Here is a 23,205-nt window from a genome sequence, read left to right on the forward strand (position 1 = left end):
CGGGCGGCGTGGCGCCGACCACCCGGCCGGGGTGAACCCTGTCCGGGAACACCCTCGGCCGGGTAGCCGGTGCGACCGGCCGGTCGCCGTCGGGCCACCGGGAGAGCGGCGCGCCGCTAGAAGCTACTGACCAGCTTGACGAACGCGTCGTCGATCTTTGCCGGGTCGCGGGCGTCGAACGCCTTGCCGGCGGACGCCTTGGCGATCCGGTCCAGCGTCCCGAAATCGGACTTCTCGTCGAAGGCGATGCAGAAGATCTTGATCGGTCGGTTCGGGTCCAACGCGACATCTCGGAGCAGCCGGTCGAGATTGTTGTCCCTGTTGTACTCGTTCTGGCCGTCCGTCAGTACGACCACCGCGTTGATCCGGGACTCGTCGTAGTTGTCGAGCATGTGCCGGTGTGCCGCCCGTACGGTGGCGTACAGCGCGGTGCCGCCCTCGACGTGTAAACCGTTGAGTTCCTTGGTGAGCGTCTTCTGGTCGAACGCCGACAGCCGGACCTCCTCGCTGTACGGCGCCTTCGGCCGTTGTCCCGTCTCGGACGAGAACGACCAGAGCGCGACCTGGTCCTCGGAGTTCAGGAGGCCGAAACCCTTGGCGGCGGCCCTGGTCGCCACCTGGAACCTGGTCTGGTCGCCGATCTTCGCGTTCATCGAACCGGACGTGTCGACGGCCACGAGGATGTTGGCCTTCTTGCGCAGCGTGCCCCAGCCGGTGCGGATCGCCTTCACCACGGTGGGATCCGGCGGCTCGAAGTAGGCGAGATCCTGGGCGTCGCGCCCGCCGACGGAGGCGATCAGTGATTCGGACGCGTGCCGTTGGTGGTCGCGGAACCCGAGTCGGCTGAAGCTCTGCTGCTGCGGCGGCTCCCGGAGGAAGGCCAGGAAGTCGGCAGCCGCGTCCCGTTGCTCAGGGCTGGCCGACGGGAGCACCACGTACGGGTGGTCGAGGTTGAACGTGCCCTCCTTCGGATACACCGCGACCAGCGGAACCCTCGGCTTCTCGCCCCGGTTGGGGCTCAGCTCCCCCTCGTTGTACTGGTAGACCAACTCCTCCTGCGTGACGACCGCGCTCATGTCCGTCGGGGCCGCCGTGCCGGTGCCGGACAGGTCCGCCTCGGCGCGGTTCTCCAGCAGGTCCACGATGTCGTCGCTGTAGTGGGACACGTTGGCCTCGATGCGGCGAACGAACTGGGTCACCGCCGGGTTGGCGAGGTCGCTCTCGGTCAGGTCGCTGGCGCGGTTGATGGCCGCGTAGTACGTCGCGATCGTGGCCGCCAGCCCGGAGGTGGACTGGTGCGGGTTGACCTTGCCGAAGGTGAACCGCCCCCACTCGGGCCGACCGAAGGCGGCCCAGCCCGTGCGCCCGGACGAGCCCAGGATCTCGCCCCAGCCGAGTGGACCCTGCTGTCGGATCAGCTCACCCTTCGGTTTCGGCATGGCGATGACCAGCGGGCTGTTCGCGATCGACGGGTACTGGCCGGGGGTCTGCGGCGGGCGCCCGGCGGCCTCGTCCAGCAACGTCAACTGCCCGGTCCACAGGCTCGACGTCGGCAACCACACCTGCGGCTGCGGCAGGCCGGGCTGCTTGACCGCCCATCCGCCGGCCAGCGCGTCCGTCGCCGCACCGGAGGCGAGGCCGTGCACGGTCACCACGGCGCACCGGTCGCCGACCCGCCGATCGCTCTTGTTGTAGCGGTCGGCCAGCTCGCCGAGCAGCACGTCCTTCTCGATCGACGAGCTGACCTCCAGCGGTGTGCACCCGACGTCCGCCGCCGGCCGGACGATCAGGTAGGCCGCCGCGATGACCGCGCAGCCGGCCACGATGGCCGCGGTGTACGGCAACCACGGCCGGGCGGTCGATCGGTCTGCAACCACCATGTGGTCCCTCCAGGGTGTCCGCTGACGGCGTCGACGACAGCCACCAGCCCGGTCGAGCTGCGGTGCGGACTGACCGGGTCGTGTTCATGGGTCAGGACCACCATGACGAAGAGTCGCACAGAAGGGGACACCCTGTCGCCCGGCGGGGATCTCCTTCGCGGGAACCGGGACCCGGTCCGGGGTGCTGGTGCAGGTCGTCCGACGCCGGACACTGACTATGATCGATCGGCTGAGCGGCTCCGGCGGTTCCGTCGCCCACCGGGACAGGCTCCGCCGGCCGATTCGGTCGGGACCGGTCGGTCCGTACGCCCCACCCACCCGCACCCCGCACCACTGCTCGACAGCGAAACAGCCACGGTCACGGACGCGTGCGCCGGTCTCAGAGGGAGTTCGTATGAAGCAAGAGGACGGTTCCGGCTGCTGCGGGAGCGGCAGCGAACCCGTACCAGGCATGAACCGGCGCGCCGTGCTGCGCGCCGCGGCGTTGGGCGCCGGCGCGATGACCGTGGGTGGGGTGCTGGTTCCCGGCATCGCGCACGCCGCACCGGCGCTCTACAACCCGTTCGGCGCCTACCCGGTCACCGACACCTGGGAGGGTCACCTCCGCCGTGGCTCGCTCGGCGGCATCGACTACGGCATGGGGGTGGGCACGCCGCTGCCGGCGTGCGGTGCCGGCACCATCCAGAACATCCCCTACAACGGCACCGGTGGGCACACCGTCACGATCCACCACGGTGAGGGCTACCGCAGCCAGTACATGCACCTGTCGCAGTTCCTGCTCGCCGACGGTGCCAGCGTCGGCGCGGGCACCGTCGTGGGCCGCTCCGGCGGTGCTGCCGGCGCGCCCGGGTCGGGCAGCTCGACCGGGCCGCACCTGCACTGGCACATGATCGACCCGTCGGGCACCAGGATCAGCCCGTTGGTCTACATCGCGCAGAATCCGGGACAGCAGTCGCGTCAGGTGTTCGAGGCACCCAGCTTCAACGGCTGGCAGGCCCTGCCGGTCTCCGGTAGCGCGGGTCCGGTCACCGGCTCGGCGGTGGCGGCGATCGCGGCCGGCACCACGAAGATCGTGTACACCCTGGACGGCGGCCGGATCTTCGAGGCGGCGAGCAACGCGGGCTGGCGCAACCTGTGGACCGGGGTCGCCGGCGCGCAGGGCACCGCCCTGGCCGCGTTGACGTGGCAGGGGGTGAAGCTGATCTACAGCGTGGTCGGCGGTGCCGTGCACGAGGCGAGCAGCGGCAACGGCTGGCGCAACCTCAGCACCGGCATCACCGGCGTGAGTTCCTCCTCGATCTCGGCGATCGAGATCGGCGGGATCAAGTACATCTACAGCATCGTCGGCGGCTACGTGCACGAGGCGAGCAGCGCGAACGGCTGGCGCAACCTCAGCACCGGCATTCCGGGCTCGGCGGTGGCGGCGATCGCGGCCGGCACCACGAAGATCGTGTACACCCTGAACGGCGGCCGGATCTTCGAGGCGGCGAGCAACGCGGGCTGGCGCAACCTGTGGACCGGGGTCGCCGGCGCGCAGGGCACCGCCCTGGCCGCGCTGCACGTCAACGGGACGAAGCTGGTCTACAGCGTCACCGGTGGCTACGTGCACGAGACGGCCAGCAGCACCGGCTGGCGCAATCTGAACAGCGGGGTCCGAGGCTCCACGGCGGCCGTACTGGCCGTCGGGAACAACAAGTACATCTACGCCGCCTGAACCGCCAGCGGGGACCTGCCGCCCGGGAGGTCCCCGCTGGCGGGCGCCCCTGCCCGGCGCGCCCGCCGCCCCGCAAGACATCTATTTATTTAAATATGGCCATGCATTAAAGTGACGCCGTGCCAGCCCGCACGGGTAAGGGACGGCCCACGGCGGCTTCCCGGCACCCTACTTCCGTGGAGAGGTGCTCATGATCGGCAACTCCTCAGCGCGTCGCCGCACCCTGCTGGCCGCCGCCGCTGGTCTCGCTGTGGCGCCCTGGATGGCCGGAACCGCGCAGGCGGCGGCCCCGAAGGTCTACCTCGACCCCGGACACGGGGGAACCGATCCCGGCGCGGTCGGAAACGGGCTGGCCGAGGAGTCCCTCACCCTCAGCATCGCGCTCCAGACCCGCAACATCCTGCAGGCCAACTGGAACGTCGACGTGCGGATGTCCCGTACCACCGACACCACCCGCAGTCTCGCCTCCCGCACCAGCGACGCCAACGCGTGGGGAGCCGCGGTCTTCGTCAGCATCCACATCAACTCCGGCGGCGGTACGGGCTTCGAGAGTTACCGGTACCCGGGGACCACCGGCAACACCGCCGCGCTGCACAACGCGATCCACTCCCGGGTGCTCGCCGGCATGCGCTCCGTCGCCTCGGTCACCGACCGTGGCCTGAAGACCGCGAACTTCCACGTGCTGCGCGAGACCGCCATGCCCGCCGTGCTGACCGAGAACCTGTTCATCGACACCGTGGGCAACGCGAACCTGCTCAAGCGGGCCGACTTCATCACGGCCACCGCGCGCGGGCACGCCAACGGCATCGCCAGCTACCTCGGCCTCTAGCCGGCGGAGGACCGCCGGTGCCCGGACACGGGCACCGGCTCGCAGAGGTCGACATCGGCAGGGGGCGGACTCCCGACGCGGGTCCGCCACCCCGGCCCGGCCTCGCTCTCCGGGGCCGCACCGCCCGGCCACGACCGGGCGGCCGTCGGATCACCGATTGCTGACCGTCATGAGGTCGGCGAGACCGGCGATGGTCAGGACGGGAGCGAGCAGTGGGCCGGTGAGCAGGTGGATCCGCTCGACGTGCGGGAACAGGACGGCGAGACCGGCGCTGTCGAGGTACTCCAGTGCGGTGAGGTCGACCACGAGCGGTCCGGAGGTCGTCGCCACGGCCTCGGCAAGGGCGGCGGCGAAGTCGTCGGCATTGCTCATGTCGACCTCACCCGCTGCGGCCAGGACCGGGGTGCCGTCCGGTCGACGGCTGGTGGCCAGGGTCAGTGTCGTGCTCATCGAATCCTCGCCTGCATGTTGATGATGGTGCCGGCGGTACCGGGGGTGACGGTGATGCTGTCCATCAGGGTGCGCATGAGGATCAGCCCACGCCCCCGGTGTGAGTTGGCGCTCGGCTGGGGCGCCTTCCAGTGGCCGCTGTCGGTGACGCTCAGGTGCAGGCCGTCCGCGGTGGCGATGGCGCGTAGCCGGATGAGCCCGCCGGGGTTGTCGCGGTGGCCGTGCTCGATGGCGTTGGCACAGGCCTCGCCGGCGGCCACGAGGACGTTGTAGGCGTTCATGGGGTCCAGGCCGCAGCGGTCGAGCCAGGTGCGCAGTGCGCTGCGCACCGGAGCGAGGCCGGCGGGTTCGGCGACGAAGTCCAGTTCCAGCGGTCCGGGGTGCCGGTAGAGCAGCAGCGCGACGTCGTCGTCGTACCCGCCGGCCGGAGTCAGCTGGTTCATGACGTCCGTGGCGAGTGTCTCGATGGGGTCGGCGCGTCCGTTCTGAATGACGGTCACGGCGCGGTCGATGCCGGTGGTCAGGGGCTGACGGCGGCGCTCGACCAGGCCGTCGGTGTACAGCATCAGGGTGGCCCGCGCCGGGACGGTGACTTCGGCTTCGGGTCGCTCTGTCCGGCCCCGGGCTCCGAGGGGACGGGAGCGGCCCTGATCGAGCAGCCGGGTGGTGCCGTCGGGATCGGCGACGATGGCCGGCGGGTGACCGGCGCTACCGTAGCGTAACCGTCCGCTCGCCGGATCGAGGACGCCGCAGAAGACGGTGGCGCACATGGCTCCCGGCAGCTGGGCGGCGAAGCGGTCGAGCGCGGTGAGGGTGCGGGCCGGGCTGGAGTCCTGCAACAGCAACGCACGACAGGCGCTGCGCAGCTGGCCCATGACGGTGGCGGCCTGGAGACCGTGGCCGACGCAGTCCCCGACGACGATGCCGATCTGTCCGTCGGCGAGTTCGACGGTGTCGTACCAGTCACCGCCGACCTTGAGCGGACGGGTGGCGGGTGAGTACCGTACGGCGAAGCCGCTGGGCAGCTGAGCGGGACCGAGGATGGCGCGTTGCAGCGCGAGGGCGGTCTCCCGTTGCTGGTCGATCTGGTGGACGCGGTGCAGCCCCTGGCTGAGGTGACCGGCCAGCAGGGCCAGCAGGGTGCGGTCCTGGTCGGTCACGGGACGCTTCTCACCGAGTTCGATCCACAGGGCCATGGTGCCGTGCGGATGCTCGACGGCGATTCCGGCGCCGTCGGTCTGGTCGGCGACGGTGGTGAGCAGTGGCCTGTCGCGCAGCGCGGTGAGACTGCCCCGACGCTCGTCGGTCAGGGTGTCCCAGCGCAGGCGCGGATCGGTCGCGGTCACCGCCGGGGTGTGCGAGCCGTCGAAGACGGCCGCGAGGACGCACGTCGCCTTCCACAGTCCCCGCAGCTCGTCGAGGACGCCGTGCAGGGCGTCGGTCAGGTTGTCCGCCTGCGACAGGCGGACGCTCAGGGCCGCCAGCGCGCTTTCCCGCTGCACCGCGTAGTGCTCCGCGGTGACGTCGCGGAAGGTGCCGACGATGACCCAACGGCCGGTGTCGGGGTCCTCGACCTGGCTGAAGGCGGCAGCGACCCACAGGCGATGACCATCACGGTGGGTAACCGGGATGGTGTACGAGCCGCGGGTCTGCCCGACGAGCATGGCGAAGGCGTCGGCGACCTGCTGGTACGCCTCCGGCTCGGTTTCCTGGCTCGGCCACCAGGGGTGGACCGGCGCGTAGGGCAGGTCCTCGGGACCGAAACCGAGGATGTCGGTGAAGGTGGTGTTGATCTCGATGACGGCGCCCTTGTCGTCGCAGACGAAGAAGGCCTCCTGCAACGAGTCGACCAGCGCGGTCCGCCACCGTGCGTGGTGGTTGCGCAGTCGGGCCAGTTCCACGTTCGCCCGCACCCGCGCGAGTAGTTCGGCGGCGGAGAAGGGCTTGACCAGATAGTCGTCCGCCCCGGCCTCCAGCCCCTCGATGGAGGACTCCTGCCCGGCCCGCGCCGACAGCAGGAGGACGGGCGTACCCGCGGTGCGGGAGTCGGCGCGCAGGGCGGCGACCAGCTGCAACCCGTCCAGCCGGGGCATCATCACGTCGCTGACCACGAGGTCGGGGCTGGAGACCCGGGCCGCTTCCAGCGCGGCCAGGCCGTCGTTGACCGCTTCGACCCGGTGGCCGGCGGAACGCAGCAGGCGGGTGAGGTAGTTCCGCATGTCCGCGTTGTCGTCGGCGACCAGCACCCGGGCCGACGTGCCCCGGACGTCCCGCTCCGCCCCGCCGGGCACCTCCCCGGCGGTCAGCGCCGGCTCGGGTTCCGCAGCCGGGTCCGGGTCCTCGGGCAGCCAGCGCAGCGCTTCGTGGACGAAGGGGGCGGCGGTGGCCGAGACAGCGCCGGAGTCGTCTCTGCTCGTCAGGGCCTCCGGCGGCAGGTGGGCGCTGCCGAAGGGAAGCCGGATGGTGAAGGTCGTGCCCCCGCCGACGACACTGTCGGCGGTGATGCCGCCACCGTGCAGCACCACGAGTTCCTTGACCAGGGCCAGTCCGATGCCGCTGCCCTCGTTCGACCGGGACCGGGCGTTCTCGATCCGGTGGAACCGTTCGAACAGCCGCGGCATCTCCGCCACGGGCACGCCGATGCCGGTGTCCGCGACGGTCACGACAGCGTGGGCGTCCGCGACGCGCAGCGTCACCCGGATCGTCCCGTCGAAGGTGAACTTCAGCGCGTTGCTGAGCAGGTTCAGGACGATCTTTTCCCACATGGTCCGGTCGATGTACACCGGCTCGGGTAGTGGCGGGCAGTCCACCTCGAAGGTGAGGCCCGCCCGCTCGACCGCGGAGCGGAAGACGCTGGCGAGGTCGACGGTGGTCGCGGCGAGGTCCACCGGCTCGTACTGCGCCTGCATCCGTCCTGCTTCGAGGCGGGAGAAGTCCAGCAGCGTGTTGACCAGCTTGCCGAGCCGGAGTCCGTTGCGGTGGATGACCTGCAACTCCTCGCGCACCCGTTCGTCGGTGCCGTCGAGCCGGGTCCGCAGCTCCTCCAGGGGGCCCATGATCAGCGTGAGCGGGGTGCGGAACTCGTGACTGATGTTGGAGAAGAAGGCCGTCTTCGCCCGGTCCAGCTCGGCGAGTTCCTCCGCCCGCCGCTGTTGCGACTGGTAACTGCGCGCGCTCGCGATTCCGGTCGCGACGTGTCCCGCAGCCAGTTCGACGAACCCCCGGTAACCGTCGTCGAACGGTCGGTACCGGTTCAGGGCGGCGACGACGAAGCCGTACGGTGCACCGCCCTGCTGAAGGAGGGGCACCAGAAATGCCTGACCGGGCGGTTCCGGCCAGGCTCCCGTCGGCAGTCCGGCGAGCGGGGCGCCGTCGAGGGGCACCAGGGCCGACTCGCCGCGAGCCAGTGCCGCCACCGGCCACACCGTCGCCGCCCCGTCCACCGGGATGGTGCCGGGGACGGCGGGATGACCGGCGGTGATGCCCGCAGCTGCGGCCAGCTGCGCGCTGCCGTCGTCGTGGAACAGGTACGTCGCCGTGAAGGGGAGGTCGTGCAGATTGCGGCCGAGTTGCCGGCTGGCGAAGGCGAGCATCTCCTCCTCGGTGCGCACCACGCTGGGATCGGATCCGAGATCCCGCAGCGTCGCCATCCGTCGCTCGCCGACGACGCGCTCGGTGTCCTCGCTGACGACGCAGAGCATGCCGACCAGGGCGCCCTCGTCGTCCCGCAGCGGGCTGTAGGAGAAGGTGTGGTAGCTCTCCTCCCGGTAACCGGACCGCTCCAGGAACAGCAGTAACGCCTCGTCCCAGGTCGCCTCTCCGGTCGTCAGCACCCGGTCGATCCGGGGGCCGATGTCCTGCCAGATCTCCGCCCACACCTCGTGCGCCGGACGGCCGAGCGCCCACGGGTACTTCCTGCCGAGGGTGTCGCGCCGGTACGCGCCGTTGCAGAAGAACGTGAGTTCCGGCCCCCACGCCAACCACATCGGGAAGCGCGACGACAGCAGGATGCTCACCGCCGTCCGCAGGCTCTGCGGCCAGCCGGCAGGTGCTCCCAGAGGCGTCGACGCCCAGTCCACCTTCGCGAGGTCACGGCCGATCTCACCGTCACCGGCGAACACGTCGGCACCAGCCTGCGGCCCCTGCTCAGCCTTGCTCATTGCTGCGACAACTCCCTCGAACCGGACGTCTCACCACGATCGTCGCCCTGCACGGCGAAGGATCGAACTGTCCTCGGAAGCCGTGACCTCCCGCGGCATCGTAGAGCAGGTCCGGACCGCCGGCCCGCCACGGCGCCGCGCCCATCGACCCGGGCTACCAGCTGTGCGGGGTGTGGTCCCCCGACCATGACGTTACGTCCGACCTCAGGTGAGCGCCGAGTTGTTCGAGGGCGTCCCGGCGCGGCCGGTCTCGCCGAGCTTGGTCCACGGCCCCACCGGGGCCCCCACGACGATGCCGCCGGGCTTGTTGTTCACGTGCATGACGTCCGCGCGGGCGAGGATCTGACCGGTCGTGCTGTCCCGTGCCTCGAGCCCGATGCGGTAACCACCGTCGGCGAGGTTACCGGTGGCGCACCCGGGACGGACGGTGACCACCGTGACAGCGACCGGGTGGCCGGATGCGGTGGTGGTGCCGAAGGGGGAGACGACGGCCGCGCCCGGATTGCGGTAGATGTCGACTGACCAGTCGTTGAGGTAGCCCCAGTTGCCGAAGACGACGTGGTGTGAGGCAGGCCCGGAAAGTCCGAAGCGGTCCCAGGTCGATGAGCCCTGGATCGGCGGATAGACGCTGACGGTGTCCCCGTCGGGGTGTGCGTTGGCCGCGGTGGCCGGCACGACGGCGGCACCGACCGCGAGCACGATGGATGCGGCCGTCCGAGCGGGCCTGCTGAACATCGTTCCTCCGGGAGGGTCCTGGTGTGCGGGGCGGGGCCCGGTGGGGTCCCCTGGTCGCACTCCGCGACCGGGGGACCCTTCCTCGTGCCCGGCGCTGCCGGGTCACCGGCCACCGGGCCGCCGCGCTACACCCGCGTGACGCGGATGGCGTCGGCGATCACGTAGCCGGTGTTGCCGGACCAGCGGCTGACGCCCACCTTGTTGGCGTCGCCCGCGGTCAGCGTGAAGGTGCCCAACGAGCGCCAACCGCCACCGTTGCCTGTCTGGTTCACGTGAACCGTCTGGTTGCCGCTGCTGGTCACCACGATGTACGGCGTGGTGGTGTTGTAGCCGGCGACGCCCGGGTACCAGGCCTCCACCCGGTAGGTGGCGGTGGCCGGGATGTTGACCTTGTACCAGGCGGTGTCGCTGGCCGCGACCGGGGAGGCGTACCGGTAGTCGGCGCCGTAACGCTGTGCCGAGTACGTCGAGGTGCCCCAGTTGGCACTCGCGGTGAACCGGCCGGCGGTGGTGTTGTCCACGATCGTCGACCACGAGGTCGGCGGGGGCGTGGTGGTGCCGGTCACGAGCTGCATGTAGTAGGTCCAGTTCCAGTTCGGACCCGGATCCGTGTGGGTGGCGCCCGGTACCTGGTTGTGGCCGATGATGTTGTTGCGGGTCTTCGGGATGCCGTACTTGTCGCACAGGTGCCGGGTCAGCGCGGCCGACGACCGGTACATCGTGTCGGTGTACCAGGAGGCGTTGTCGACGTAGCCCTCGTGCTCCAGGCCGATCGACTGGGTGTTGTAGGTCCAGTTGCCGGCATGCCAGGCGACGTCCTTGTCCCGCACCATCTGGGTCACCGCGCCGTCGGCGGACCGGAGCATGTAGTGCGCGCTGGTGCCGGCGGCGGGGTTCTGGAACCAGCTGATCGAGCCGGCGTAGCTGCCCTGCATGGTGTGGATGACGATGTAGTTGATCGGGTACGCCGACTCGCGGCTGGAGACCGTGTAGTTCGACGAGTGCGCCGGCACCCAGGCCGCCGGGCCGTAGTCGGTGCTCTGGATGCCCAGGTCGGCGCTGCCCAGCGGGGCCACCTCGGCGTAGTCGCCCCGCTGGGGCGCGACCGGACGGCCGTCCACGGTGACCTGGCCCGTGGCGGTGGTCGCGCTGAAGCCGCTGGCGAGCAGGTCGTACACGGCGTCGGCGTACAGCCGGGCGGTGGCCCGGTCCGGGGAGCCGCCGTAGCGGGCGACCAGGCCGTACCACTGGTTGACGTCGTCGCGCTGCGCGGCGGTGAGCCCGGCCTGGTCGGCGTAGGAGCGGAGCACCGCCGCCGCGCCGGCGACGTTCGCCGCGTCCCGGGTCCGCAGTTCGGTGCGGTCCAGGCGGGTACGGCGCGCGGCCTCGTCGAGGGTACGTACCTTCGGGTTGCTGGTCAGGTGCATCACGCCGTATCCGCCGGAGGCGCTGGGCTCGCCGTCGTGACCGTCCAGCCGGGTCTCCGCGTAGCCGAGTGCGGCGAGCAGGTCGCGCGGCACGTCGGAGCGGGCTGCGGCCCGGTCGAAGGCGGCGGCGAGCGTCTCCGCGCCCTGTTGCGGTGCGGCCTGCGCCGCCTGACCGGTCAGGCCGATCGTCAGGATCATCGCGCTGCCGAGCAGTTGGCCCACCCGGCGCGAGGATTTGCGAACAGTCACCCGTCACTCCTCTTGAGGACAAGGGGCGACGGTGATCCTGCCGCCCAGGTCGCCGAACCATATAGCGTGACATCTGTCTATGTCGAGGTCCTTCGGCGGAGTGTGTCGACGCTGAAGGATTCCTTCACTGGGCAGGTGTCGGGAGAGCGCCGGGGATCCCCGGGGCGACCGTCACGCCGCGCTGCCGTCCCGTGACGGAACACCCCTGCCGTCAGGTCGTCGGCCAGTCGGACCGTCCCCTTCGGACGGGCCATCGGGATGCCGTCCGGCGGCAAAAGAGCAGGCAGGGGCGGCCGTCGACAGCTTCGTTTGATCTAATTCTGTCGCTGGATAACCGTCGCCGCTACGGGTCCCTCAGGATCGCGGATCAAGGAGAGCTGACCATGGTCGTCTCACAGCGTGTCGCCATCGTCACCGGCGGCTCCCAGGGCATCGGTCGCCAGATCGTGCAGCGGTTGGCGGCGGACGGCTACGCGGTGGTGCTGACCTTCGCCACCAGCCGGGTCGGGGCGGAGCAGGCCGTGGCGGAGGTCGCCGCCGCCGGCGGGGAGGCGGTCGCGGTGCAGGCGGACGTCGCCGACGAACTCGCGGTGGCCGGCCTCTTCGACACCGCCGAGCGGACCTACGGCGGGGTCGACGTGGTGGTGAACTCGGCCGGGATCGTGGTCCATGCTCCGGTCAGCGAGTTGGACCTCGCGGATCTGGACCGGGTGCACCGGACCAATGTTCGCGGCACCTTCGTGGTCGACCAGCAGGCGGCCCGCCGGGTCCGGTCCGGGGGCGCGATCATCAACATCTCCAGCACGACGCCCCGGCTGTCCCTGCCCGGCTACGCCGCCTATGCCGCGAGCAAGGCCGCGGTGGACGCGATCACCCTGATCCTGGCCCGGGAACTGGGGGAACGGGACATCACCGTGAACGCGGTGGCACCCGGAGCCACCGCCACCGCGCTCTTCCTCGAGGGTAAGGACGAGCAGGTGATCGCCCGGATGGCGGCCATGTCGCCGATGAACCGGCTCGGCAACCCCACCGACACCGCGGAACTGGTGGCGTTTCTCGCCAGCCCGGCGGCCCGCTGGATCAACGGGCAGGTGCTGTACGTCAACGGAGGCGCTGCCTGACCCGCCGGACCCCGGCGAAACGGTTCTCGACCACCGTTGTGGCGGCTGCCCGGTCGGCTGATTGCCGTCCGTCGGTCGTGGTGTTCCATGATTCGCGGTAACCGCGAAATTCGATCAGTACCGGAACCGGCGTCGCGCATTCAAGATCTGAATTCCGGGGCTGTCCGCTTGCTAGACTGCGTTGCTCCGACAGGAGCGGATTGGTCAACGGCGCGGGAGGTCTGCGACTATGCCGGAAATTCGACGGTACCGAACCAGGGTGTCCGACAGTGCGTTGTGGGCCGGATTCCCGCTGCGCGACGGTGACGTGGTGATCAGCACGCCACCGAAATGCGGCACGAGTTGGATGCAGATGCTCTGTGCGCTGCTGATCCTCGATTCGCCCGATCTCCCTCGTCCGCTGACCGAGCTCTCCCCGTGGCTCGATGCCGTGAGCCACGATCTCGCCACCACCGTCGCGACGCTGGAGAACCAGCAGCACCGACGCTTCATCAAGACCCACACCCCGCTCGACGGTCTCCCCTTCGACGAGCGGGTGACCTATCTCTGCCAGGGCCGGGATCCACGCGATGTCGCGATGTCCTTCGACGCCGCCAGCGCCAACATCAATCCAGCGATCCGGCTGGCCGAGGCCGCCCGAGCCGGCGTCGACCCCCGGCAGGTGCCTCCGCCGCCGGCGGACCCGCTCGAGCGGTTCTGGCAGTGGGCGGACGGGGAGTTCGTCAACGACCCGACCAGCCCGGGTGTGACCCTGGTCAACCTGGTCCACCACGTGCGGACGTTCTGGGACCGGCGGGACGAGCCGGGGGTGGTGCTGTTCCACTACAACGATCTCCTGACCGACCTGCCCGGCCAGCTGCGACGCCTGGCCACCGTGCTGGCGATCGACCTCAGCGACCGGCGGATCGAGGAACTCGCCGCCGCGGCCACGTTCGAGCGGATGCGGGAGCGTGCCGACGAGTTGGCACCCGGGGTCAGCGCCAACCTCTGGCGCAGCAACCGCGAGTTCTTCCACTCCGGCACCAGCGGCCAGTGGCGCTCGCTGCTCAGCCCGTCCGACGTCCGTCGCTACGAGGAGCGGCTGGCGGAGCTGGCACCCCCCGCGCTGGCCGAATGGCTCCGGTCCGGCTGGCTGGGCTCCGGAATGGCCATGGGGGAGCACGGCACCCGGGTCGACGATCGCGCACGCCAGCCGGCCGAGTCGATTGTCGAGCACCGAAATCCCACGCGACGCTGATCGTCTTCCGATGCACCGGGCCGGGCGGCCGTACTGGCGCGGTTTGCCTCGGTGGTGGCGTGTGTGGTGATTTCGCCGGCCTCGTTTGATCTCCGATTTACTCACCGTTTCTGGGCCTGGGAATCCCGTTGTCCGGGCATTTTCTTCAGCCGGCGGAATATGCAAGGTGGTGCCGAAGAAGGCTCCCACCGGGCGTGCCGCCGTGGCATACTCCCTGTCATTAGCTTTCCGGTGCGGCCGGATGCGCCGGAGCGGGATCCTGCTCCACGGGAGTGAAGCATGACATCGACCGCAAATCCCGATCCGATAACCGACGACGTGCCGTTCCTCGATCTCGCCGACCCGCACTTCGACTTCAATTCCCCCCAGGTGGCGTCGGCCCAGGCGAGAAGCTGGTATGCGGAGAGCCCGGTGGGCCCCGTCGTCCTGCGGTACGCCGAGGGGCAGGAACTCCTGCGTGACCCGAGACTCGGTCACGGCGGCACCCGTCTCATCGAGATGCAGGGCATCACCGAGGGGCCGGTCTACGACTGGTACGTCTCGATGATCGTCACCTTCGACGGGGAGGAGCACCGCCGGCTGCGCAGTCTGGTCACGAAGGCCTTCACCGTACGCATGATCAACAACCTCCGTCCCTTCATCCGGGCGAAGGCGGAGAGCCTGACCGACCACCTCGAATCGGTGGAGGTGTGCGAATTCGTCGACGACTTCGGCAACCCGCTGCCCCTCGCGGCGATGTGCCAGCTCCTCGGCGTACCGGGCGAGGACTACGACACGTTCAAGAACTGGACGATGGACCTCGGCCTGGTCCTGAGCTTCGCGCACGGTGGTGACACCCAGGCCCGGGTCGAGGCCGCCGTCGTCGGCCTGTACGAGTACGTCGGTGCCCTGATGGACCGGAAGTCGGTCGAGCCGGGCGACGACCTCATCTCCGCGCTGCTGGCCGCCCAGCGGGACGAGGGACGGGTGAGCAGGGAGGAGGTCCTCAACCTCATCGTGACCCTGATGTTCGCCGCGCACGACGCGACCCGTCACCAGCTCGCGAACGCCGTGGTGGCCTTCTCCCAGCACCCCGACCAGTGGCGCCTGCTGGGTCAGCGTCCCGAGCTGGAGGCGCAGGCGGTGGAGGAGGTGATGCGCTGGTCCCCGTCGGCGCGGACCGTCCTCCGGTGGGCCGAGGAGGACTTCGACTACCACGGCCTGCACGTCGCGAAGGGCGCGACCGTCATCGTCATGACGCCCGCGACCCACCGGGACCCACGGGCGTACCGGAACCCCGGCTCCTTCGACATCACGGTCGCCCGGCAGACCCCTCCACTCCAGTTCGGCGGGGGCCCGCACACCTGTCTGGGCGCCGCGTTGGCCCGCGCCGAACTCGGCGAGGCACTGCTCGTGCTCGCCAGGCGCCTGGGGCCGCCGTCGATCGTCGGTGACGTCACCTGGCGTCCGCCCATCGGGATCTACGGTCCCGAGGCGCTTCCGCTGCGTTTCGGCTGACCCGGCAGCGCAGGTTCCACCGTCGTCCCTGCGGCGGCGCGGCCCGCGGCCCGGCCCGGACGCGGGCCGTCGCGGGACCGTGGTGCCCGAGGCGATCCACCGAGCGCTGGTGATTCGCCACTCACCACGATCGGAGCATATCCCCGGCCAACCGGCGAACGGCACAGACTCATGGGAGGCGTGTGTGGACCGACCGAATTGGGCGCCCGAGGGCGTCGATCTCAACCAACCGAGCATCGCCCGCGTGTACGACTACTTCCTCGGCGGCAGCCACAACGTCGCGGCCGACCGTCACCTCGGCCAATTCATGATCACTACCGAGCCGCAGTTCCCGCAGCTGGTGAAGGCGAACCGGGAGTTCCTGGTCCGGGCCGTCCGGCTCCTGGTGGCGCAGGGGATCCGTCAGTTCGTCGACATCGGCTCGGGCATCCCCACCTTCAACAACACCCACGAGGTCGCCCAAGGTGCGGCACCCGACGCCCGGGTGGTCTACGTGGACGTCGACCCGGTGGCCGTCGCGCACAGCCGCGAACTCCTGGCCGGCAACGACCGGGTGGCCGTCATCCAGGCCGACGTCCGCGAGCCGGACAAGATCCTCGGTGATCCCGCCCTGCGTGACCTGATCGACCTGACCGAGCCGGTCGGTGTGCTGTTGCTGGGGTTGCTGCACTACATCCCGGACAGCGCCGGGCCCGCCGAGATCGTCGGGCGGCTGCGGGACGCCACGGCACCGGGCAGTTTCCTGGTGCTCTCGCACAGTTCCTGGTCGACCGCCATCCCGGACATGGCCGAGATGCAGGACAAGTACAACACCGAGGTGGGTGCGGAACTGACCCCCAGGTCACGCGACGAGATCGTCGCCCTCTTCGACGGGTACGAGCTGGTCGAGCCGGGAGTCGTGGAGTATCCGGACTGGCGCCCGCACGACGGCGCGGTCGCCATCGCGCCGGGCGGCATCCTGACCTTCTACGTCGCCGTCGGCCGCAGGTCCGCCCCGGCCGGCTGACGACTCGCGGGTCGATCCGACCTGCGGGAACCCTCCGGGTGGAGTTCGTCGCCCCGCTGACCCAGAGCGGCGGACTCCACCCGGCCGACCTCATCCGTCGGCGGTACGTCCCCCGACGGTGACGCCTCGACGGTGCCCTGCACCCGGTCGCTGCGTCACCGGTCACGCGATGTCACGATGATCGGTCCGACGGACCCGCCCGGGGCGCCGGACGGCTACGCCGGCGTCGTCGACCCGTCGCGGGCGGCCCACGCCCGGCCGAGTCCGGAGATCTCCGCGATCAGCTCCGGATCACCGGTCTCGCCCTGGTCGACCAGCCACGCGGCCGTCGCCACCAGCTCCTTCTCGCCCGCACGTTCCTGGTACCCCGGGGCCAACCGCTCCAGCAGGCCCAGGTCGTAGACCTGGTCCCAGAGCGAGGTCTCCTGGAGCCACTCGTCGTCGTCGAGCTGTTCGACGAGCCACTGCGCCGGGGCGGACACCGTCCGCATCGACAGGCCGAGTCCGGCGTGGACGCTCCGGTACAGCTCCCGCCAACGGATCGGGTGCCGGGACGCGACCAGCACCAACTCCTGCTCAGCGGACGGGTTGGCCAGGAGGGCGGCGAAGGCGCGTCCGGCGTCCTCGGCGTGCAGCAGGTTCCAGTACCGCTCGCCCTCGTCGGCCAGGACCGCCGGTTCACCGGCGACCGCCTGCCCGAGCCAGTAGGTGTCCTCGGCGAGCTGCCCGTCGAGCGGACTGCCCGGCCGGTACACCGGGCCGAGCCGGACCAGGAGCGCGCGGGAGTCCCCCGCCGTCCAGCTGGCCCGGACCGCCTGTTCCAGGCCGAGCTTGTCGCGCCCGTAGTCGGACACCGGGGCGGGCGTCACCCGCTCGTGCACCGGCGTCGGCAGCGGGCCGCCGGCGGCGTTGACGGAGGAGACGACCAGCAGCCGGTCCACCTCCCGGCAGGCGGCCACGGTGACCCGGCCGTCCTCCGCGTCGCCGCAGGTCAGATCCACCACCGCGTCCGGGCGTACGGTCGACACCAGCTCCGCCAGCGCCCCGTCGAGGTGCCGGTCGACCCGGGTGACCGATACGCCGTCGGGCAGTTCGGCGACGGTCTCGCCCCGGTGGGCGACCACCACCTCGTGTCCGGCGTCGACCAGCCCACGGACCACCCCCGGTCCGACCGTGCCGGTACCCCCGACGACCAATGTCCTCACCAGTCACTCCCCTTCCGGATCCGCCCGGTCACCCGTTGGTCGGGCCGACCGCCGGGCGATCCGCGCTCATTGGATCGCGAAGGCATGCGCGGACGTCAAGTAGTCGATCGGCTCGTCGGTGAAGGTCGCACTCGTCCGGTACGGCGACGACTCGACCCACTGCTGCACCGCTGTCGGCAGGACGATCGGCGGTGTCTCGAACCAGTCGCAGTAGTGGGTCATGGCCACCATCGGGCGGGGCGCGGAGGAGTGGTTCACCGTGCCCCGGTGCCACAGCCGGGCGTCCCGGATGACCGCCGAGCCGGCCGGGATGTCGAAGCGTTGGGGCGGTCGGACCGCACGGCGCTCCTCGAGCGCCCACGTCTCGACCCGACCCGAGTCGTCGTACCAGCCCTTCGGGTTGAGCTGATGGGTGCCGAGCCAGTACTCGGTGGTGCCGTTGTGCTCGGTGAAGTCGATCAGCGGAACGTCGACCTCCAACGCGTACGGCGGGTGCTCGGTCGGGCCGGGCCAGAGGTGCCCCTCGTCGAGGTGCACCGGCTGCTCCCCACTGCCGGGGAGGTTGATGTTGCCGCTGTAGACCGCGTTCTTGGCGTCCGGGCCGAGCAGGTCGGTGGTCACCCCGTACACCGACTCGTTGAGCATGACCTCGGGGAAGAGCAGCTCGGGTACGGGCGGTGGGTCCTGCTGGACGTGGCCGGCCACGAAGTTGGTGGGCAGTGGACGATCGCGACGGGCGAGGTCGGCCAGCATCGCGTCGCGGAGTCGCGCCACCAGTTCCGCCGGCACGATCCCGGTCAGGATCACCGCTCCCTCGACCCGCAGCAGATGCCGCGCGTGGTCGAGTTGGCCCTCGGTCAGCTGCCGCGCACCGGCCGCCGAGCGGGACGGTTCGACGAAGATCGAGTGGTGCCCTGATGACATGGATTCTCCCCACATGTCGCGCGGCTCCGGCGAGCCGCCGTTGGCGTTGGCGTCGGTGACTGTCGTGGTTGCCGGTAGCGTCCGCCGGGCCTCAGCCGCGCGGCGCGATCGACCGGGGTCGGAGAGGAACACGGCCGTCGAGGCCGGCTGCACCGCTTGGCGCGATGGTGCGCTCCGTCCCGGTACGGTAGTCGAAGCAGTCGATCCGGCAATAGGTGACCTGCGTTCGTATGCACAGCTCAGCGCTAGGATCCGGGCATGACTGCTCAGCTCAGCGACCAGATCCTGGCCGTCTTCCGGGTCGTGCTGAAGAACCCCTCGATGTCCGCGCAGGACGACTTCTTCGAGAGCGGCGGGGACTCGACCGCTGCCGTCGACGCGGCGGCGATGATCAACCAGCAGACCGGGGTGGCGGTACCAATCGCCCAGATGTTCATCTATCCGACGGCCGAGGAACTCGCCGAGGCGCTCGCCTCGCTGTCGGCCTGACGTCGGACGCGCGCGTCCGCCCCGGCACCCGTCGGGGTCGGACGGGGGGCGCGCGCGTGCGGGCGTACCGAATGTGACCGTCCGTAGTGGTTGGCTGTGCGTCGTGCACACGATGCCGTCACTCGATCGGCACCGAAGGTGGTCGTCGGTTGCGGTTCGGGGAGCGGAAATTGCTGGACGACGTTGTGGTGACCTTCAGTATCAGACGCGCGCCGGCTACGATTCGTGGCGGAACCCCAAGCGGTCGAGCGAGTGGACTGGTCACCGACAGTGTCCAACGCTCGCGCGATGTGTCAGCCGGCCGTCGCTGTCCGGACGGTCGTGGGTGGAGGTGTCGTGACTTCTGAGATCGACGCGTCGGTGGGCCAGCGTGAACTGTGGTCCGCGTACCAACGTGACGGCGGGGAGGTGCTCGACTCGTCGATCCGCTTCCGGATCCGCGGCGCCCTGGACCTCGACGCGTTGGGCGGTGCGGTCGAGGACCTGGTCGCCCGCCACGAGATCCTCCGGACCACCTTCGAGTTCCGCGACGGCACGCTCCGGCAGCGCCTCCACGGGCCGGCGCCGCTCCCGTACGACCTGCTCGACCTCACCGAACTCGACCTCTCCGAGGAGGCCCGGCGGGACCGGTCGGCCGGCCGCAAGGCGGCCGACATCGACCCGGCGAGCTGGCCGCCGGTATGGCTGACGGTGCAACGGTTCGGGGCCACCGACCACCAGATCTGTCTCAACCTGCACGCGCTGCTGGCCGACGACTGGTCGTGCGAGATCATCGCCCGGGACCTGAAGGCGCTCTACCGTCGCCGGATGGGCGAACGGGTCGAACTGCCGGCGGTCCCGTGGCAGTTCTCCGACTGGACGTCCTGGTCCGGCCAGTGGTCGACCGGGGACGGCCTTCGACGCATGCGCGACTACTGGTCGACGCACCTGGACGGGGCGCGCCTGCCGGCCCTGCCCGACCCGGGCAGGGCACCGACCTCCCCCTGGCCCGAGCGCGTCGCCGTCACCCGGAACCTCTCCGGAGAAATCGCCGGTCAGTTGCGCGGGCTCGCCCGGCGGCACCGCACTACGCTCTTCCCGCTCCTGCTCAGCGCGTTCACCGCCGAGCTGCACCGGCTCAGTGGCCAGGACGACCTCACCATCTTCTCGCTGTTCGCCAACCGCGGTCGCCCCGAGGTCAACGAGACCGTCGGGCCGTTCGCCCACCTGGTGCCGCTGCGCTGCCGGGTCCCCGACTCCCGGAACGCGGCGGAGTTCCTCCGTGGCACCCACCGGACGTTCGTCGGCGCCTTCGCCCACCAGGAGCTGTACCTGCACCAGTACCCGGCCGACGTGCGCGCGCAGTTGGGGGTCACCGGCGACGGGTTCCGGCGGATGATGGTCTTCCAGCTGATGAACCGGCTGCACGGCGACAACGACGTGGCCGGGCTGGATTTCGAGGACGACGCGGACACCCTCGACACGCCCTTCCCGTTCGAACTGTCCGTGCACGCCAGCGAGGACGAGCTGTCGGTGGTGCTGCTCTGCTGGCCCAGCGAGTACGAACAGTCCTGGGCGGAACGGTTCGTGGACGACTACGTCCGGGTGCTCACGGCGATCGCCGCAGCCGACGCCGACCTGGACGCGGGTCTGTTCCGGTCGCGGTGACGGCGGCGTCTCCGGTCACGGAGCCGGCCGACCCCGCAGCCCGGCCGGCGTCGGGTCAGGCGAAGTCGTCGTGACCGTGCCGGTGGGCCCGGCGGACCTGGAGCGTCACCACCAGCAGGGCCACCGCCGCCCACCCCGCACCCACCCCGCACTCCAGTGCCGCGTGGCCGAGCCAGGGTTCACCGGCCAGCGCCGCGTGCACCGCCTGTAGACCGTGCCGGACCGGCAGCACGGCACCGACCACGTCGGCCACCGCGAGCCGCCCCGGTGGCACCAGGACCCCGCCGGCGAACAGGATCAGGTACGACACCAGGTTGCCGATCAGCACGTCGGCCCGGCGGCCGACCGCGAAGGCCGCCGCGGCCAGCCCGGCCGCCGTCACGGTCGCCGACATCAGGACGTACAGCGGCAGGAGCGGGACGAGCCGCAGGGCCAGCCCGCCCATTCCGGTGAGCGCGCCGACCACCAGCAGCGCCGCCGCGCTGAAGACGACGCCGAGCAGAACGTACGGCAGGGCCCGCAGGAAGAAGATGACGAACGGGTGCATCCGCCCGCTGCGGACCCGGTAGAAGGTCCCGTTCCACTTGTCGTTGCCGGGGATCTCCCCGACCGCGATGACCCCGGCGAGCGGCAGGATGACCGCGAGCGACCCGACGAACGCGTACTCCCGCAGCTCGGGGCCGCCGATCACCCCGCCGAGCAGCGTGATGAAGAGGGCCTGGAGCACGGCCCGGGGGATGAGGACGGTGAAGACGATGTGCGGCGGGTTCTCGGCGTGGAACTCCCGCACGCCGAAGCGTACGGTTTCGGCCGACCGGCCCAGCTGATCAGCGACGGTCAAGGAGTGCCTCCCGCTTGGCGCGGCGGATGATCTGCCGGAGCGCGTACCAGCCGAGCGCGAAGTAGCCGACGGTCAGCGCCACCACCATGGCCAGCGGGCCGGCGGCGAGGCGACCGGCCGCGGCGGCGGTGAGGAACTCGGTCGCCCAGCGCAGGCTGATCACCGTGGAGATCCATCGGACCCCCTCGGGCAGCAGGTCGATGGGGATCATGAAGCCACCGAGGATGTAGATCGGGTACATCAGCGCGCTCGACCAGTGGTTGCCGTGCCGGGTCAGCAGGAACAGGCAGGACAGCAGCATCCCCAGCCCGGTGCCGGAGACCGCGACCAGCAGCAGGCCGAGCAGCAGCAGGTCCGGCCGCTCCGCCCGCAGCGGCGCGCCCAGCAGCAGGACGGTGACGATCGTCGTCACCACGATCATCGGCAGCGTGTAGAGGCTGGCACCCAGACACTTGCCGAGCAGGATCACCTGCGGCGACCGGGTGCTGGTCATGTTGGCGCGCAGGGTGCCGGCGTGCACCTCGAACTGGAGGATCCCCCCGGCGGTCCAGATCGTCGCGCCCCAGAACGCCATCATCACCACGCCGACGGTGAAGCGGGTGGTGGCCTCCGGGGTGAGCCGGTCACTCGCGCCGACGGTGACCGCGAGCAGGACGACCGGCTGCACGATCCCCAGCAGCACGGCGAACGGGCTGCCCCGCATCAGGCGGGTCTGCAACCGGAGCGAGGCGAACAGCACCCAGAGCCCCTCCCGCTCCGGCCTGCGTCGCGTCCCGACGAAGCCGGTCCGGTCGTCCGACCCGGGGGTTTCCGGCCGGACCGGGGCGGCGGCCCGGCTCACCGCCGCCCGCCGAGGTCCAGCGTCGCGTACACGTCCTCCAGCCGAACCGGCGCCACGTCGACGTCCAGCACGTCGGCGTCGCTCAGCACCCTGCTGAGGTGGGCGAACGAGGTCGGCCCCCAGTCCTGCACCCGAAGCCGCGCGGACCACACGTCGTCGTCCTCGACGATCCCGTCGACCAGTACGCCGACCCCGCCGTCGGTCAGTTCGGGCGGTACCTTCCCCCGGGCCCGTACGGTCACCACCGCCCGGTATCCGGCGGCCCGGGCGAACTCGCCGGTCGTCATGTTCGCGCTGATGGTGCCGTCGGCCAGGACCAGCACCCGGTCCGCCAGCCGTTCCACGTCCAGCAGGTAGTGGCTGGTCAACAGGACGGAGACCCCGTCGTCGCGGAGTCGGCCGATGGCGGTCCGCAGCCGCTCCGCCTCGATCGGGTCGAGTCCGATGGTCGGTTCGTCCAGGAGCAGGATGCGCGGCTGGTGCACGGTGCCGATGGCGATGTGCAGCCGTTGCCGCATGCCCTTGGAGTAGGTCTCCACCGGGCGGTCGGCGGCAGCGGTCAGCCCCACCTCGTCGAGCGCCGCCGCGATCCGCTCGGTGATCTGCCGTCGCCGTACGCCGTTGAGCATGGCGAAGAACCGGATGTTCTCCCGACCGGTGAGCCGGTCGTAGAGCCCCGTCTCCCCGCCGAAGATCACGCCGATCCGCTCGCGCACCTGGCGGGGGTGGCGGACCACGTCGTGGCCGAGGACCCGCGCCGAACCGCCGGTCGGGAGCAGCAGCGCGCTCAGGATCTTGGTCAGCGTGGTCTTCCCCGCGCCGTTCGATCCGAGCAGCCCGATGATCTCCCCCTCGTGCAGCGCGAACGTGACGTCCCGCAACGCGCTCACGGTCTCCTTGCGGACCGTGAACGTACGGGAGAGCCCCGACACCTCCACCACCGGACGGGCCAC

At 70.6% G+C, this 23,205-nt stretch carries 18 protein-coding genes; 8 read left to right on the forward strand and 10 right to left on the reverse strand.

Annotated features, from left to right (window positions below):
- Nucleotides 1–116 precede the first annotated feature (116 nt).
- The gene (locus AB0F58_RS26775; protein ID WP_357148468.1) at nt 117–1,880 is read right to left on the reverse strand and encodes an extracellular solute-binding protein; all 1,764 of its coding nucleotides are present in this window, start codon (nt 1,878–1,880) and stop codon (nt 117–119) included.
- Between the two features lie 394 nt (nt 1,881–2,274).
- On the opposite strand from AB0F58_RS26775, the gene AB0F58_RS26780 reads away from it, so the two are divergent.
- On the forward strand, nt 2,275–3,594 hold the full coding sequence (locus AB0F58_RS26780) for a M23 family metallopeptidase (protein ID WP_357148471.1): 1,320 nt from the start codon (nt 2,275–2,277) through the stop codon (nt 3,592–3,594).
- Nucleotides 3,595–3,784: 190 nt separating this feature from the next.
- Nucleotides 3,785–4,423 carry an N-acetylmuramoyl-L-alanine amidase gene (locus AB0F58_RS26785; protein ID WP_357148473.1) on the forward strand — a complete coding sequence of 213 codons (639 nt, stop codon included), beginning with the start codon at nt 3,785–3,787 and terminating at the stop codon, nt 4,421–4,423.
- 150 nt (nt 4,424–4,573) lie between these two features.
- On the opposite strand, the gene AB0F58_RS26790 is transcribed toward AB0F58_RS26785, so the two are convergent.
- The 4 genes from AB0F58_RS26790 to AB0F58_RS26805 form a co-directional block, all read right to left on the reverse strand.
- Entirely contained in the window at nt 4,574–4,873 is a 300-nt protein-coding gene (locus AB0F58_RS26790; RefSeq protein WP_357148476.1) for an STAS domain-containing protein, read from the reverse strand.
- Nucleotides 4,870–9,033, reverse strand: a complete 4,164-nt coding sequence (locus AB0F58_RS26795; protein ID WP_357148479.1) for a SpoIIE family protein phosphatase — start codon at nt 9,031–9,033, stop codon at nt 4,870–4,872. Before AB0F58_RS26795 ends, AB0F58_RS26790 begins: the two co-directional genes overlap by 4 nt.
- A 204-nt stretch (nt 9,034–9,237) precedes the next feature.
- The gene (locus tag AB0F58_RS26800; RefSeq protein ID WP_357148482.1) at nt 9,238–9,768 is read right to left on the reverse strand and encodes a hypothetical protein; all 531 of its coding nucleotides are present in this window, start codon (nt 9,766–9,768) and stop codon (nt 9,238–9,240) included.
- A gap of 125 nt (nt 9,769–9,893) precedes the next feature.
- On the reverse strand, nt 9,894–11,444 hold the full coding sequence (locus tag AB0F58_RS26805; RefSeq protein ID WP_357148485.1) for an N-acetylmuramoyl-L-alanine amidase: 1,551 nt from the start codon (nt 11,442–11,444) through the stop codon (nt 9,894–9,896).
- Between the two features lie 383 nt (nt 11,445–11,827).
- On the opposite strand from AB0F58_RS26805, the gene AB0F58_RS26810 reads away from it, so the two are divergent.
- The 4 genes from AB0F58_RS26810 to AB0F58_RS26825 all read left to right on the forward strand — a co-directional run bounded on the left by AB0F58_RS26810 (nt 11,828) and on the right by AB0F58_RS26825 (nt 16,305).
- On the forward strand, nt 11,828–12,565 hold the full coding sequence (locus tag AB0F58_RS26810; protein WP_357148488.1) for an SDR family oxidoreductase: 738 nt from the start codon (nt 11,828–11,830) through the stop codon (nt 12,563–12,565).
- Between the two features lie 259 nt (nt 12,566–12,824).
- Entirely contained in the window at nt 12,825–13,802 is a 978-nt protein-coding gene (locus AB0F58_RS26815) for a sulfotransferase domain-containing protein (RefSeq protein ID WP_357148491.1), read from the forward strand.
- Nucleotides 13,803–14,081: 279 nt separating this feature from the next.
- Nucleotides 14,082–15,299 carry a cytochrome P450 gene (locus AB0F58_RS26820; RefSeq protein WP_357148494.1) on the forward strand — a complete coding sequence of 406 codons (1,218 nt, stop codon included), beginning with the start codon at nt 14,082–14,084 and terminating at the stop codon, nt 15,297–15,299.
- A 184-nt stretch (nt 15,300–15,483) separates the two neighbouring features.
- Nucleotides 15,484–16,305, forward strand: coding sequence for an SAM-dependent methyltransferase (locus AB0F58_RS26825; protein WP_357148497.1), 822 nt, complete (start codon nt 15,484–15,486; stop codon nt 16,303–16,305).
- A gap of 215 nt (nt 16,306–16,520) precedes the next feature.
- Here the strand turns inward: AB0F58_RS26825 and AB0F58_RS26830 are convergent, their stop codons facing one another.
- Together AB0F58_RS26830 and AB0F58_RS26835 are read right to left on the reverse strand one after the other, a co-directional pair.
- Nucleotides 16,521–17,510, reverse strand: a complete 990-nt coding sequence (locus AB0F58_RS26830) for an NAD-dependent epimerase/dehydratase family protein (protein ID WP_357148500.1) — start codon at nt 17,508–17,510, stop codon at nt 16,521–16,523.
- Between the two features lie 66 nt (nt 17,511–17,576).
- On the reverse strand, nt 17,577–18,434 hold the full coding sequence (locus AB0F58_RS26835) for a phytanoyl-CoA dioxygenase family protein (RefSeq protein ID WP_357148503.1): 858 nt from the start codon (nt 18,432–18,434) through the stop codon (nt 17,577–17,579).
- A 258-nt stretch (nt 18,435–18,692) separates the two neighbouring features.
- Between AB0F58_RS26835 and AB0F58_RS26840 the strand changes: the two genes are divergently transcribed.
- On the forward strand, nt 18,693–18,923 hold the full coding sequence (locus AB0F58_RS26840) for a phosphopantetheine-binding protein (RefSeq protein WP_357148506.1): 231 nt from the start codon (nt 18,693–18,695) through the stop codon (nt 18,921–18,923).
- Nucleotides 18,924–19,259: 336 nt separating this feature from the next.
- A complete protein-coding gene (locus AB0F58_RS26845) occupies nt 19,260–20,570 on the forward strand; it encodes a condensation domain-containing protein (RefSeq protein WP_357148509.1) in 1,311 nt (436 codons plus the stop codon).
- A gap of 55 nt (nt 20,571–20,625) precedes the next feature.
- On the opposite strand, the gene AB0F58_RS26850 is transcribed toward AB0F58_RS26845, so the two are convergent.
- The 3 genes from AB0F58_RS26850 to AB0F58_RS26860 are packed head-to-tail and all read right to left on the reverse strand — an operon-like array spanning nt 20,626 to nt 23,205.
- Entirely contained in the window at nt 20,626–21,411 is a 786-nt protein-coding gene (locus AB0F58_RS26850; RefSeq protein WP_357148512.1) for an ABC transporter permease, read from the reverse strand.
- Entirely contained in the window at nt 21,398–22,252 is an 855-nt protein-coding gene (locus tag AB0F58_RS26855; protein WP_357148515.1) for an ABC transporter permease, read from the reverse strand. The genes AB0F58_RS26850 and AB0F58_RS26855 overlap by 14 nt, the downstream gene beginning before the upstream one ends.
- Nucleotides 22,249–23,205 (reverse strand): ABC transporter ATP-binding protein, encoded by a 957-nt coding sequence (locus AB0F58_RS26860; protein WP_357148518.1) that lies wholly within the window; start codon nt 23,203–23,205, stop codon nt 22,249–22,251. Before AB0F58_RS26860 ends, AB0F58_RS26855 begins: the two co-directional genes overlap by 4 nt.

The organism is Micromonospora sp. NPDC023956 (assembly GCF_040639195.1).
In the GTDB taxonomy this organism is placed as follows: Bacteria; Actinomycetota; Actinomycetes; order Mycobacteriales; family Micromonosporaceae; genus Micromonospora.